This is a genomic window from Sphingomonas oligophenolica (assembly GCF_039522915.1).
Taxonomy (GTDB): Bacteria; Pseudomonadota; Alphaproteobacteria; order Sphingomonadales; family Sphingomonadaceae; genus Sphingomonas; species Sphingomonas oligophenolica.
In genome coordinates, this window is record NZ_BAAAEH010000053.1 from 1 (window position 1) to 13,040 (window position 13,040).

14 protein-coding genes and 3 pseudogenes are annotated in these 13,040 nt (G+C 63.8%); 6 read left to right on the plus strand and 11 right to left on the minus strand.

The features are described 5' to 3' along the window. Positions 1-41 precede the first annotated feature (41 nt). Entirely contained in the window at positions 42-716 is a 675-nt protein-coding gene (locus ABD050_RS24540; protein ID WP_425542516.1) for an oxidoreductase, read from the minus strand. Between the two features lie 49 nt (positions 717-765). On the opposite strand from ABD050_RS24540, the gene ABD050_RS24545 reads away from it, so the two are divergent. The 5 genes and pseudogenes from ABD050_RS24545 to ABD050_RS24565 all read left to right on the plus strand — a co-directional run. Beyond that, complete coding sequence (locus ABD050_RS24545; protein WP_343892171.1) at positions 766-1,365, plus strand: TetR/AcrR family transcriptional regulator; 600 nt, start codon at positions 766-768, stop codon at positions 1,363-1,365. A 120-nt stretch (positions 1,366-1,485) separates the two neighbouring features. Beyond that, positions 1,486-2,037, plus strand: a complete 552-nt coding sequence (locus tag ABD050_RS24550) for a helix-turn-helix domain-containing protein (RefSeq protein ID WP_343892172.1) — start codon at positions 1,486-1,488, stop codon at positions 2,035-2,037. A 97-nt stretch (positions 2,038-2,134) separates the two neighbouring features. After that, positions 2,135-2,326 (plus strand): annotated as a pseudogene (locus ABD050_RS24555) (transposase); the annotation flags it as partial. 195 nt (positions 2,327-2,521) lie between these two features. Further along, a complete protein-coding gene (locus ABD050_RS24560; protein WP_343892173.1) occupies positions 2,522-4,573 on the plus strand; it encodes a recombinase family protein in 2,052 nt (683 codons plus the stop codon). Between the two features lie 25 nt (positions 4,574-4,598). Beyond that, positions 4,599-4,763, plus strand: a pseudogene (locus tag ABD050_RS24565) (IS630 family transposase); the annotation flags it as partial. A 128-nt stretch (positions 4,764-4,891) separates the two neighbouring features. Here ABD050_RS24565 and ABD050_RS24570 read toward each other — a convergent pair. The 3 genes and pseudogenes from ABD050_RS24570 to ABD050_RS29130 all read right to left on the minus strand — a co-directional run. Continuing rightward, positions 4,892-5,131: a hypothetical protein gene (locus ABD050_RS24570; protein WP_343892174.1), complete on the minus strand. Its 240-nt coding sequence runs from the start codon at positions 5,129-5,131 to the stop codon at positions 4,892-4,894. Beyond that, positions 5,107-5,547, minus strand: a complete 441-nt coding sequence (locus tag ABD050_RS24575; RefSeq protein ID WP_343892175.1) for a TonB-dependent receptor domain-containing protein — start codon at positions 5,545-5,547, stop codon at positions 5,107-5,109. The genes ABD050_RS24570 and ABD050_RS24575 overlap by 25 nt, the downstream gene beginning before the upstream one ends. Positions 5,548-5,594: 47 nt before the next feature. Continuing rightward, positions 5,595-5,981, minus strand: a pseudogene (locus tag ABD050_RS29130) (TonB-dependent receptor domain-containing protein); the annotation flags it as partial. Here ABD050_RS29130 and ABD050_RS24580 point away from each other — a divergent pair. Next, positions 5,865-6,191 carry an enolase C-terminal domain-like protein gene (locus tag ABD050_RS24580; RefSeq protein ID WP_343892176.1) on the plus strand — a complete coding sequence of 109 codons (327 nt, stop codon included), beginning with the start codon at positions 5,865-5,867 and terminating at the stop codon, positions 6,189-6,191. The pseudogene ABD050_RS29130 and the gene ABD050_RS24580 sit on opposite strands and share 117 nt — an antisense overlap. Positions 6,192-6,356: 165 nt before the next feature. On the opposite strand, the gene ABD050_RS24585 is transcribed toward ABD050_RS24580, so the two are convergent. From ABD050_RS24585 to ABD050_RS24615, 7 genes are read right to left on the minus strand one after another with little or no spacing between them, the layout of a single operon-like run. Then, the gene (locus tag ABD050_RS24585) at positions 6,357-6,476 is read right to left on the minus strand and encodes an EthD domain-containing protein (protein ID WP_343892177.1); all 120 of its coding nucleotides are present in this window, start codon (positions 6,474-6,476) and stop codon (positions 6,357-6,359) included. 1 nt (position 6,477) lies between these two features. Then, a complete protein-coding gene (locus ABD050_RS24590; RefSeq protein WP_343892178.1) occupies positions 6,478-6,654 on the minus strand; it encodes an EthD domain-containing protein in 177 nt (58 codons plus the stop codon). Between the two features lie 20 nt (positions 6,655-6,674). Then, positions 6,675-8,078: a dihydrolipoyl dehydrogenase gene (lpdA, locus tag ABD050_RS24595; RefSeq protein ID WP_343892179.1), complete on the minus strand. Its 1,404-nt coding sequence runs from the start codon at positions 8,076-8,078 to the stop codon at positions 6,675-6,677. After that, complete coding sequence (locus ABD050_RS24600; RefSeq protein ID WP_343892180.1) at positions 8,071-8,493, minus strand: acyl-CoA thioesterase; 423 nt, start codon at positions 8,491-8,493, stop codon at positions 8,071-8,073. The genes lpdA and ABD050_RS24600 overlap by 8 nt, the downstream gene beginning before the upstream one ends. Continuing rightward, the gene (locus tag ABD050_RS24605) at positions 8,486-9,715 is read right to left on the minus strand and encodes a dihydrolipoamide acetyltransferase family protein (protein WP_343892181.1); all 1,230 of its coding nucleotides are present in this window, start codon (positions 9,713-9,715) and stop codon (positions 8,486-8,488) included. The genes ABD050_RS24600 and ABD050_RS24605 overlap by 8 nt, the downstream gene beginning before the upstream one ends. Before the next feature lie 14 nt (positions 9,716-9,729). Further along, positions 9,730-11,808, minus strand: a complete 2,079-nt coding sequence (locus tag ABD050_RS24610) for an alpha-ketoacid dehydrogenase subunit alpha/beta (protein WP_343892182.1) — start codon at positions 11,806-11,808, stop codon at positions 9,730-9,732. Positions 11,809-11,825: 17 nt separating this feature from the next. Beyond that, complete coding sequence (locus ABD050_RS24615; RefSeq protein ID WP_343892183.1) at positions 11,826-13,028, minus strand: amino acid aminotransferase; 1,203 nt, start codon at positions 13,026-13,028, stop codon at positions 11,826-11,828. Positions 13,029-13,040: the final 12 nt, after the last annotated feature.

Genomic DNA, 13,040 nt, shown 5'->3' on the forward strand with positions numbered 1-13,040 from the left:
TCTTGAATCAATACCCAGCGCCCTTGGCAACCCTTCGCGAGTCATCCCCTCAGGGACTTGGTATTAGCCTGTCGCGCAGCCCTTATGGGGTCCATAACCTCGTCATAATCCGCGATGCTGCGCGGCGTCCGATCCATCGAGCGGCCAGCCCAGTCGGTGCGAAACTGCCCGGGCGCCAGCGTCGTTACGCTTATGCCGAACGCCGCGACCTCCTTGCCGAGCGCTTCGGAAATCCCCTCCAGCGCGAACTTGCTGCCGCAATAGAAGCTGATCCCCGGCATAGTGATGAACCCTCCCATGGAGGTTACGTTGACGATATGCCCGCAGCGACGCTTGCGCATACCGGGCAACACCGCCTGCATCATCGCCACCGGGCCGAACACATTCGCGGCGAACTGCCGCTGGAGATCGTCCATCGACGATTCCTCAAGCACGCCTTCATGGCCGTAACCGGCGTTGTTCACCAACACATCGACAGGACCGACATCGCGCTCGGCTGCGGCTATCGCCAGAGGAATGGAAGCCAAGTCAGTCACGTCCAGCAGCAGCGGGCTTGCGCGGCCCGGTGCGAGTGAAGCGAATACGTTCGCGTCTTCCCGGCGCCGCACGGTCCCGATGACCCGGTGACCGGCCTCCAAGGCGCCCTCAGCAAATGCTCGGCCCAGCCCAGAGCTGACGCCGCTGATGAGAAAGATTTTTGGGTTATTGTCTGTCACGCGTACACTCCTGCAGGACAACTTAATTGTATCATGATATAGATATGCGATGAGGGAAGACAAGGTGGAAACAGGTGCGAAGCGCCGGGGCGAGCCCGTGCGCCAGCGCGTGCTTGATGCGGCAGAGCGTCTATTGCATGATGGCAAGGCAGAGTTCTCGATGCGTGATCTCGCCTCGGAAGCCGGGGTCAGCTTCGCGACGCCATTCAATCAGTTCGGCAGCAAGCCAGCGATCATGCACGCACTGTCGGGGCGACGAATCGATGCGATGATGGCGCGCTTCGACGCGACGCCGCAGCCGCCGCAAGCCGCCGATCGTGTAGCGCTCGCTATCGACATTGCGGTCGCGGTCATGCTCGACGAGCCGATCGTGAACCGCGCGGTGATGGCCTGGATAGGGACTGGCGGCGCGGCGTCCGGCGAAGTCAGATCGAATTCCACTGCCTTATGGGCTCACGCCCTAGGCGACGGAGCAGGCCTACTTCCGCTCCGCCGGGATGAGGCATGCCGCATCCTGCCTGCGCAACTCGCGCTCGCTTTCCGGGGGGCGCTCTCTTTCTGGACCGCTGGCGAGCTCGACGATGAGGAACTCGGCCCGGCCGCGCGGAAGATCGCTGACACGCTTCTTCAAGCATATTCCTTCGATTAGAAAGCAGGAATCGGAGCGCTAGAAGCGTTATACCAACCTGTGCGGTCTCTGACTCACGGGGGGATTCCCAAGGCGTCGAAAATCTGAATCTATGGCGATGCGGCTTTGGAGTGCGGTGCCATGGGTTCAGCGATCAGCTTGCGGGAAGACTTCGACGGAGCAACGCTGCGACGATTGTCGCGGACGACGAAGAGTGCGAACCGGGCGCGCCGACTGTTGGCCTTGGCCGAGATATACGATGGCGGCAGCCGGAGCGCGGCGGCTCGGATCGGTGGCGTCGGGCTTCAGATCGTGCGCGACTGGGTGATCCGATTCAATGCCCGTGGCCCTGATGGGCTGCTCGATAGCAAAGCGCCCGGCCCCCATTCGCGGCTGACCGATGCGCAGCGCCAGGCACTGGTCGATATTGTCGAGCAAGGTCCGATTCCGGCAATCCACGGGGTGGTACGCTGGCGGCTGATTGATCTGGTGCAGTGGCTCCATGACGAATTTGCGGTCTCGCTCGACGAGACCAGCGTCAGCCGCGCGTTGAAGAAGCTGGGCTATGTGAAGCTCACCGCGCGTCCTCGCCACCATGCCCAGAACGAGCATGCGATGGAGGCCTTCAAAAAGGGGGCTTCGCTGCCGAACTGGCAAAGGTCAGGACGGCCCTCCCGAAGGGCACTCCCATAGAAATATGGTTCCAGGACAAAGCCCGAGGCCGGCGCCCTTGCCGTGTTCCGGGCAGATCGCGCCGAAGATATAGGCCGATTTCGTCTGTAACACCCAAACCATGGCTTTGCACCTTGCCGAAATCTCGCTCGCCATCGCGCCAGGCGCGCACGCGATCGTCCTGATGGATCAGGCCGGTTGGCATACGACCGCCAAGCTCGATGTGCCTGACAACATCAGCATCGTCGCGCTGCCGGCCAAGTGCCCCGAACTCAACCCGGTCGAGAAAGTGCAGCGCTGGAACCTCTGAGTCACAGGTTCATTTAGCGCCTTATGCGGGCCATCGTGCGCTTCTGAGGCTGGCCCGTTGGGTCGCGAGGCGTGACGATGTCGTATCGCAAACATGTCCGGTGGACGGATCTGCCGATCGAACGGCGCCGACGGCTTGTCGTCATTCTGGGAGAGTTGATCCAGCGGCGGATGTCAGCGGACCGGGAGACAGACCATGAAGATGGAACTCGTCGCGGCGCTGCCTGAAAAGATCCGACAACGACATCAGGAGCGGCAGGCGATCGTCTATGTACGCCAATCGACGGTGCGGCAGGTGACGCAAAACCGGGAGTCCACCCGGCTGCAATACGGTCTGGCGGATCGGGCCTGCCATCTTGGTTGGCAGCGCGAGCAAGTGACCGTCATCGATGATGATCTCGGCCGTTCCGCTTCCTCGACGCTGGACAGGCCTGGCTTCCAGCGCCTCGTTGCGGAGGTGGGCCTCGGCCATGTCGGGCTGGTGCTGGGCATCGAAGTGTCTCGCCTGGCGCGATCCTGTCGTGACTGGCATCAGCTTCTCGAAATGTGTGCGCTGTTCGACACCCTGATCGGTGATGCTGATGGCATCTACGATCCCGGGACATACAATGACCGGCTTCTGCTCGGGCTGAAGGGCACGATGAGCGAGGCTGAACTGCACATCCTGAAAGCCCGCATGCATGAGGGACGGCGTGCCAAAGCGCGCCGCGGCGAACTCATCATGGGCCTTCCGCGCGGCTATGTGCTGAAGCCGTCAGGCGATGTCGCGCTTGACCCTGATGAGGGGGTTCAGCAGGCGATCCGTCAGGTCTTTGCCGTCTTCGAACGGCGGCGATCGATCAGCGGCGTGCTGCGTTATCTTGTCGATCATGACCTGCAACTGCCCGACCGCGTTCGGAGTGGCCCAGACAAAGGCGACATATGCTGGAACCGCCCCAATCGTGCGACGCTGTCGGATATGTTGCGGCACCCCGCTTATGCCGGCGCCTATGTCTTCGGCCGGCGACAATATGATGGTCGCCGCCGGCTTCCCGGCAAGCCGCACAGCGGGCGCCATTATCTGCGTGACCCGCAGAAATGGATGGTGCTCCACCATGATGCATTACCGGCCTATATCGACTGGAGCAGCTTCGAGAGGAACCAGCAGCAGATGGCCATAAACCGCTCTCGGCACACTGGCATCCCTCGCGGTGGGGCAGCTCTGCTGGGCGGCCTGATCACCTGTGCGGTGTGCGGACGGCGGATGTTCACTACCTACACAGATGATGGCCGCGACGCGCGCTATGTCTGCCATCAGCTCGCGACAACTTACGGCGAATCCCGCTGCCAATCGATTAGTGCGCGGCCGGTTGACGGCTTGATCACGACGCTGATCCTCGAGGCACTCTTGCCGGCCGCCATCGATGTGAGCCTGCAGGCCGCAGAGGATATCGAACTCGAACGTCAGCAGCGTCATGGTCAATGGAAGCTGCGGCTGGAACGCGCCGGATATGAGACCGCGCTCGTGCGCCGTCGTTATGAGGCGGTTGACCCGGATAACCGCCTGGTTGCCCGGACGTTGGAACGAGACTGGGAAGAGGCGCTCTCAGCCGAGCAATCGCTTCGGGGCGAGCAGCAACGCGCCCTGGCGGAAGAGCCCGAGCATCTCACCGAGAACGACCGCGACGCCATACGGCAGTTGGCGCAGGATATCCCGGCGCTCTGGCGTGCGGCATCGACGACGGCACGAGATCGCCAGACCATTGCGCGCATGATGCTTGAGCGCGTCGAAATCCTCGTGGCCGGGGAAACCGAGCGCGCCGAACTCACCTGTCACTGGTCGGGCGGCGCCACAACCAGGCACGCGTTCACCCGACCGGTACGACGGTTCGAACAGTTGGAGCACTTCGACAAGTTGCTCGCCCGGATTTTGGACCTTCGAAGCCAGGGCGCAACTGCACAGAGCATCGCCGAAAAGCTCAATGCCGAAGGCTGGACGCCGCCCAAGAAGGACAGCTTTAACGCGCCGATGATCCACCGCCTGCTCCAACGGCGCGGGCTCGGATCCACCCGCCCGATCTGGTCGGGGAATGTCCCACGCCAGCATGACGGCGAGGTCACGCTCCAGGAATATGCCGATCGCGTCGGGGCTCACCGCCAAACCGTCTATGGATGGCTCCGCCGCGGCCGGATCAAGGGACGACTGGCGAAGGTCGGCTCCCAACGCATCTGGCTCGTCAATGCCGCAAATACCTCAACAGGAATCTGAACTGGAGAGTCATCATGAACACACGATCGAGAATATCTGGCAGTTCATGCGCGACAACTGGCTGTCGAACCGCGTCTTCACCTCCTACGACAACATCGTCGACCATTGCTGCGAGGCCTGGAACAAGCTCGTCGACCAGCCGTGGCGCATCATGTCCATCGGGCGACGCAAATGGGCGCGTGGGTCATGATCAATGCAGATTGGTATTAGCCAGACGATGCAACGCCAGCCGAGCCCCCGCGCGACCTTCTTCAAAAAGATGCGCCCGCCGTAGGCGGGCGCAAGGTAGGGAAGCGGAAGCGTTGGTCCGTCGCGCGATCAGCGAAATTTCGGCGTGAACCGAACACCAAACCAGAATGTCGCCGGAATCGAATACTCGTCCTTCAGGAGGATCTTGCCTGGGCCGGTGACGCTTGTGATGGGGCTTCTGGTCACGTTGCTCACCTGACCGACCAGCGATACGCCGGGCCGGAACTGGTAGGTCGCGGAGAGATCAAGCTGCGAGCGTGGCGCCCAATAAAGCTCCTGCCAGCTCACATCGGCCTGGATGAGGCGCAACGCGCGCCCCTGACGATTGAAGGCGGCACGCAAACTCCAGATCCTTCGGCGTATAGAAAAGCGACGCGTTGATCGCGTAGTTGGGCTGCCCAACCAGCCTGTTGATCGTCCGCGTCCCACCGGCGCTGAGCGGAAACAGCGACCCTGCCATCAAGCAACGACGCATTTGCGCTCGCGCCGAATCCCGACAGCAAGGGCGAGATATCGGCGAAGGAGTTGATGATCACGTTGCCTTCCACGCCCCGGATCCGGGCGCTCGAGGCATTCACGGGCGTAGAGACGATGGCGTTCTTGTAGAAAATGCCACTCGACGGATCGGTATATCCCAGCGTTCCCAGGGTGAAGATCTCGTCCTTGATCTCCTTGTCGAACAAAGCGAGCGAGAGAAGCCACTGCTCTTGCCCCGAATGCGCCATTCGGCCGACAGCTCGAAATTGCCCGAGACACGCGGCTTGATGTTCGGATTGCCGATCGTAGCCGTAACGCCAATGGCATTCGGGTTGCCGATGTCAGACACTTTCACGAAGTTGAGGGCGCTCCGCGCGGCATAGGCGTCATAGAGAGGGCGCCCGAGCGTACGACTATAGGCGGCGCGAAGATCGAGCGTTTCCGTGAGATGGTAGATCGCGATCGCGGACGGCAAAAGACACCCGTACCGCGAAGAGGTCGTCAGGTCCGTATAGGCAATTGTGGCTCCTGGCACGCGAATGCGCGACGTCGTCGACTGATCGGTATGGTCATAGCGGACGCCCGCTTGAAGCAGCATCGTGTCGCGCGGGCCTTTGGTATTCGGTGTTACATGAATTCCATGCTGGAGTTCGGTATCACGCAGGCCGCTTCGCTGCAGCATGCCGCAACCATGAGAAATCTGATCGATGTTGGGCATGCCTGTATGTCGGCGCTTCGGCTGGCGGAGGATCCGACCGACTTCTCCTCTTTCGTGCGCGAAGGCGTCGTTCACTTGCCAACCGCGCCTGGCCTCGGCGTGCAAGTTGATGAGCAGCAAGTGCGGCGCCTCACCGTCGCCAGCGACCCTGGGAACCCCCGCCTGACCCTCTGACCTTGCGTTGATGCCCTAAAACGGCGCTCCCTCCGGAAAAAGCAGAGCGCTGGAGCTGCGCATCGCGCGTCGTGCAAAGCTGTCCGAGAATCTAACCAGGTACGAGAACCGAGGCTGATCGAGAGTCACGACCGATGGCGGCTGGTTTGGACCGGATCGAACCGATCATTCAGCGATCAAGAGCGTCACCAACTCCTTGGCCAAGCTCATGAGATCCTTGCCGGCCGCACGGTTCTCCGGTGATGCCATGGCTTCGTCGAAGCGGGCGCGGTCCGGGAAATGCATCTCAGCAATGAGGAAGTAGGCCGGTTCTCCGAACGGCGCACCCGTCACCCGGGGGGATCTCGGCTTTCACCAGATGCGGCGTCTTCATCACGAGCAGCATATGGACCTCGTGGAAATGCTGAAGGAATGCGACTTCGTCGTCCGGCTTCTTGTAGAGCGCGATGAGCTTGATCGTCATGGCGGGACCTCGTCGTCGGCTCAGATGTGAATCGGATTGCCCTGGACCGCCATCGCCGCTTCCTTGATCGCCTCGCTGTGCGTCGGGTGGGCGTGGCAGGTATAGGCGATGTCCTCGCTCGTCGCGCCGAACTCCATCGCCTGGGCGGCCTGGGCGATCATCGTGCCGGCGACGCTGGCGATGCACCACACGCCGAGCACGCGGTCGGTCTTGGCGTCGGCGATGACCTTCACGAAGCCGTCGGGTTCGTGGTTGGTCTTGGCGCGGCTGTTGGCGGCCATTGGGAACTTGCCGACCTTGACCTCGCCGCGTTCCTTGGCGGCTTCTTCGGTCAGGCCGACGCCGGCGATTTCGGGCCAGGTATAGACGACGCTGGGGATGACATCGTGGTTCACGATGCCGGTCAGCCCGGCGATGTTCTCGGCCACCGCAATGCCCTCGTCCTCTGCCTTGTGGGCGAGCATCGGGCCGGGCACGACGTCGCCGATCGCCCAGATGCCGGGCACGGCGGTGCGGAAATCATGGTCGATCTCGACCTGGCCGCGCTGGTTGGTGCCGAGGCCGGCCTTGTCGAGCGCGAGGCCGTCGGTGTTGGGCCTGCGGCCGATCGACACCAGCACGCAATCCGCCTCGATCGTCTCGGCCGCACCCCCCTGTCCCTTGGCGCCGGCGGGCTCGACGGTCAGCGTGGCCTTGTCGCCCTTGACCGCGACGCCGGTAACCTTGGTCGACAGCTTGAAGACGACGCCTTGCTTCTTGAAGATCTTGTTGGCTTCCTTGCGGACCTCGCCGTCGAAGCCGGGCAGGATCTGGTCGAGAAACTCGACGCACGTCACCTTGGCGCCAAGCCGGCGCCACACGCTGCCGAGCTCGAGCCCGATCACGCCGCCGCCGATCACCACCATATCCTCGGGCACCCTGGGCAGCTCGAGCGCGCCGGTCGAGTCGACCACGACCTTCTGGTCGATCGTCACGCCGGGCAGCGGGGTGACCGACGAGCCGGTGGCGATGACGATGTTCTTGGCGCGGACCTCGCGGTCGCCGACCTTGACGGTATCGGTGCCGGTGAAGGCGGCCTGGCCCTTGAGCCACTCGACCTTGTTCTTCTTGAACAGGAATTCGATGCCGCCGGTCAGCTGCTTGACCGCATCCTTGCGCTGACCGTGCATCGTGTCGAGATCGAGCTCGACCGTCGTCTTGATGCCGAGCTTGGCCAGCGCGCCATTGGCGGCGGCGTCGTACAGCTCGGACGCGTGGAGCATCGCCTTGGACGGGATGCAGCCGACATTGAGGCAGGTGCCGCCGAGCGTCTCGCGGCTCTCGACGCAGCCGGTCTTCAGCCCCAACTGCGCGGCACGGATCGCGGCGACATAGCCACCCGGGCCGGAGCCGATCACCAGGACGTCGAAATCATAGTCAGCCATCAGTCAACCTGCCCGCTGCGATGCCAATCTTGCCGTGTAGTTCCGGCAAGGGTCGTGGCAGCCCGTCGTCACCGACCGCGACAAAGGTGAACGCCGCCGCGGTCACCTTCTCGCCCGTGGCGCCGTGGCGCGGCCGGCGCCAGGCCTCGACATTGATCCGCATCGACGTCCGGCCGCAACTGATGAGGGTGGCGTAAACCGAGACCTCGTCGCCGACCTTAACAGGCCGCAGGAATGTCATCGAGTCAGCGGCGATGGTGACCGCCCGCCCCTCCGCGCGACGCGCAGCAATACTACCCGCCGCCAGGTCCATCTGGCACATGAGCCATCCGCCGAAAATGTCCCCCAAGGGATTGGTGTCGGCGGGCATCGCGACCACGCGGATGGCTACGGAATCGTCGCCAGGCTCAACCATCGAGCGGCCATCTTTCGATCACCTCAACGAAGCGCGACAGCCAGAGATTCGTCTGATGACCATCGACGACGCGGTGGTCGATGGTCAGCGACACATAGCAAAGCGGCCGCATCTGGATCGTGTCGGCACCGCCCACCTCGCGAACCACGACCCGCTTCTCCAGCTTGCCCACCCCCAGGATCGCGGATTGCGGCTGGGCGATGATGATCGGCGTGGCGAACAAGGAGCCCGAGACACCGTGGTTGGAAATGGTAAAGGTGCCGCCCCGTATGTCCTGCGGGGTGAGCTTGCCTTCCCGGGCGCGGCCGGTGAGGTCGGTCAGCCGCTTGGCGATACCGAGCAGCGAGAGTTCCTGCGCCTGGCCGACCACGGGCACGACCAGACCCTTGTCGCCAAGCGCTGTCCCGACACCGATGTTGATGTCGTCGTAGATGTCGAGACGGTCGTCATACCAGCGGCTGTTGATCGCGGGCGCGACTTTCATCGCCTCCGCGCTGGCCGCGATGAGATAAGCGGTGAAGGTCAGGTTGGCGCCGGCCTTCTGGAAGTCGCTCTTGTGCCTCGCCCGGTGCGCCATGATCGCGCCGAAATCACATTCAAAAACGGCGGTGACATGCGGCGCTACCGTGACCGAGTTGAGCATGTTCTGCGCGATGGCGAGGCGCATCCGGTCATGCGGCAAGCTGCGGATGGAGCCTGCGGCAGATGGTGCCGCCACCGTCGCTGGGGCCGCCACCTGCGGATCGGGTGCGCTTCCGACAGGCGCCCGTGCCCTGTCGCGCTCGACCAGATAGTGATTGACATCCGCCCGGGTGATGCGACCACCACGACCCGTTCCGGTCAGCGCCGCCACATCGACGTCATGCTGGCGCACGGCACGCCGCACGGCGGGTGAGAGGTGGGGTTCGCCGAGCGATAGCGCTGCCGCGGCACCGCGCGCTGCGGCTTGTGGTGAGGCGACCTCGGCAGTCTCGGCAGCAACAACTGCATCTGCACTTCTCAACCGCCCAAGGATATCCCCGGGCACTGCCTCGGCACCGGCGTCGAGGAGGATCAGGTCGAGGATACCATCTCCCGGCGACGGCACTTCCTGCGTCACCTTGTCGGTTTCCAGCTCGACGAGCGGGTCGTTGAGCGAAACGCGATCACCTGGCTGCTTCAGCCAGCTGCGGACGATCGCCTTGGTCCCTTCCTGTTCGAAGGGAACGAGTATATCGATCACGGTCGTTCCCCCCCTCAGAAGCTGACAAGGTCGTCGATCTTCGCGCGGATGCGCTCGACCGATGGCACCGCCCAGTCGAGCAGCACCGCATTGTGCGGGCTCGGAATATCCGGCATGGTGAGCCGCATGACGGGTGCGTCGAGATCCATGAAGGCCTCGTCGGCGACGACGGCGGCGATCTCCGCGCCGAACCCGGCGGTCTTCAGATCCTCATGCACGATCAGGCAGCGGCGGGTCCGGCGGACCGAGGCCAGCACCGCCTCACTGTCCCACGGCATCAGGGTTCGCAGGTCGATCACATCCGCCGACCGTCCTTCCGCTGCCTCCTCACAGCGCGGCACCATCGCGCCCCAGGTGACGATGGTGATATCGTCGCCAGCTAGAGTCGTCTTCGCCTTGCCGAAGGGCAGCGCATAATCGTCACCGGGATAGGGACGGCGCGCCCAAGCGAAGTCGAGCATTGAGCGATGCTCGAAGAACAGGACCGGATCATTGCCGCGCAGCGATGTCCGTAACAGGCCGACCGCATCCTCCGCGTTCGACGGTACAGCGACCTTCCAGCCGGGATTATGGACGAACGCCACCTCGTTGGTCTGGCTGTGCCAGGGATCGCCGCATTTGAAGAAGCCGCCAGGAACGCGCAGCACCATCGGCGCTGCGAAACGGTTGTTGGTGCGCCAGCGCATCGTGCCGCAATCGTTGATCTGCTCGGTCGCGGGTTCCGCATATTTGCGGAACTGGATTTCGGGCACCGGCATCAGCCCGGCGAGCGCCATGCCGACCGCGCGCCCGACGATACCCTCTTCGGAGAGGCTGGTGTCGAACACGCGATCGAAGCCGAACTTCTCCTGCAAGCCGAGCGTGACGGCATGGACGCCGCCCTTGGGCCCGATATCCTCGCCGAACAGCACGACGCGGGGGTTGACCTCCAGCTCATGCTCGAGCGTGCGGCGGATAGCGGTGACCATATTGATCCGCTGCCCTTCGGGGTGCGGCACGTCGGTCGTCATCGGTGGAATATAGCCGTGACTCCACTGGCCGCCCTCGGTCTGCGGTGCGCCCTCGAAGAAGACGTTGTTGAGCACGGTTGCAGGATCGGCGACCCCGCGCGCCTCCGCGCGTTCACGCGCGGCCTCGGCATCGCTGTCCGCCCGCTGTTCGATCTCCGCCCATTCCTCCTCGCTGAGCACGGCCGGTATGAGGTAGGATTTGAGCTTGGGCAGCGGGTCACGGGCCCATTCGGAGGCGACAAAAGCGTCCGACTTGTAAGTCTGCGTGTCCTGAAAGCTGTGACCTTGCAGGCGCGGCACGGTCAACCGCAGCAATACCGGCGACCGCTCCTCGCGCACCTGGGTGACCGCCTGGTCGACGAGGCGCGCGGCCTCGGCCGGGTCGGTCCCGTCGCCGGAAAAGATGGTGAGCCCGGTCCAGCTTGCGAGATTGGCCGCGATGTTGCCGCCGGGCGTCTGGAAGGACGAGGGTACCGAGATGCCGAAACCGTTATCCTCGATATAGAAGAGCATCGGCAGCTTCTGCGTGGTCGCAACCGTCAGCGCCGCCCAGAAGCCGTTGGAGGCGACCGAACCGTCGCCGCCGAGCACGACGGCGATCGCCTTGTCATAGGCCGGATCCTTGAGCACGGTCCGGTGATATTCGATTGCCTGCGCCCAGCCCGCGGTCGGCGTATATTGGGCACCGACGCCGCCGCACATCGGCAGTGCCGAAGCGCCGTTCGGATTGGGGTAGTTGAACACCACGCCGATATCGCGGCCGTCGGAATAGCCCCCTGCCCGCCCCATGGCGGAACCGAGCGCGTCGGCCACGTCGACGCCCAAGGACAGCAGCATCGGGCGCGAACGGTAATAGCCGCAGGTCGCATCCGCCGGATCGTCCAACCGGCATCCCAGCAGGATTTGCCCCATGTCATGACCGCGCGCCGAGAATTGGTAGAGCACCTTCTTTTCGGGAACGAGGCGTGTCTCCTCCATCTTGTCGAGAGCACGCGACAGCGAGACGAGATAGGCGACGCTCGGCCAGTCGACCGATGTGTCGGGGGCGTTGCGCAAGTCGGGCTTCAGAGCAGGCTGGGCCATATAGTCCTCGGGCAGGATCAGCGGAGCGACGCGAGCGCGTCGACGAAAGGCGCCACCGTGTCGGGCGTGAGGCCGGCAAGATTGATGCGGCCGGATGACGGCATGTAGAGGCCGCGCTCCTCGCGCAGCCGCGCAACCTGGGCGGCGCTCAGCGGCAGCGTGGAGAACATGCCGTGTTGGCGGGCAAGCGGCGCGAGCATGGGATCGGCTGCGGCCAGCAGGTCGCGAATCTGCTGGATGCGGCCGCGCATCTCGGCCAGCTCTGCCAGCCAGTCGAAGGACAGCCCCGCATCTTCCAGGATCACACGAACGATCGCAGCACCATGGTCCGGCGGCATCGACCAGTTGGCCCGGGTGAGCGACAGCAGGTTGGACTGGACAATGCGTGCCTGCTCGGCCGACACTGACAACGCGTAGAGCGCGCCGACACGCTCGCGGTACAGACCGAAATTCTTGTCGCAGCTATAGGCAACCAGGCCCTCGCCGACGATATCGAGCACAAGCCGGGTCCCGGTCGCATCCTCTTCGAGTCCATCACCTAGCCCCTGATAAGCAAGATCGATCAGCGGCAGTACGCCGCGATCGCGCAGCAGGGTGGCAATCGCGGTCCACTGTCCGGCATCGAAATCGGCGCCGGTCGGATTGTGACAGCAGCCGTGCAGCAGGGCGACGTCGCCCGGCACGGCCTCGCTCAGCGCGTCCAGCATCCGGCTGAAGGTCAGCCGCTGCGTCGCAACATCGAAATGATCATAGCCGACGACAGTGAGGCCGGCAGATTTCAGGATCGGGGGATGGTTCGGCCAGGTCGGGTTGCCGACCAGTATCCGGGCGCCGGGACGGGCGCGGGCAATGAGTTCCGCCGCCAGGCGCAGCGCACCGGTGCCTCCGGGGGTCTGCAGGCCGCAGAGGCGATCACCCAAATCAACGGGTCCGAAGATGATCGGCTTCAGCGCGTCAAAATAGCCGATGTCCCCTTCCGGCCCGAGATAGCCTTTGCTCGCCTGCCGCTCGACCAGACGGCGCTCGGCTTCCTTGACCGCGCGCAGCACCGGGGTGCGCCCTTCGGAGTCGCGATACACGCCGACGCCGACGTCGATCTTGTTGACCCGGACATCGCTCCGGAACGCCTCGATCAGGGCAAGGAGCGCGTCAGCGGGCTGGGCTGCGAGCGCGCCGAAGATTTCACGGCCGCCCCGCTCGATTACCTGTTCTTCTTGCATTTTTGCCACCCT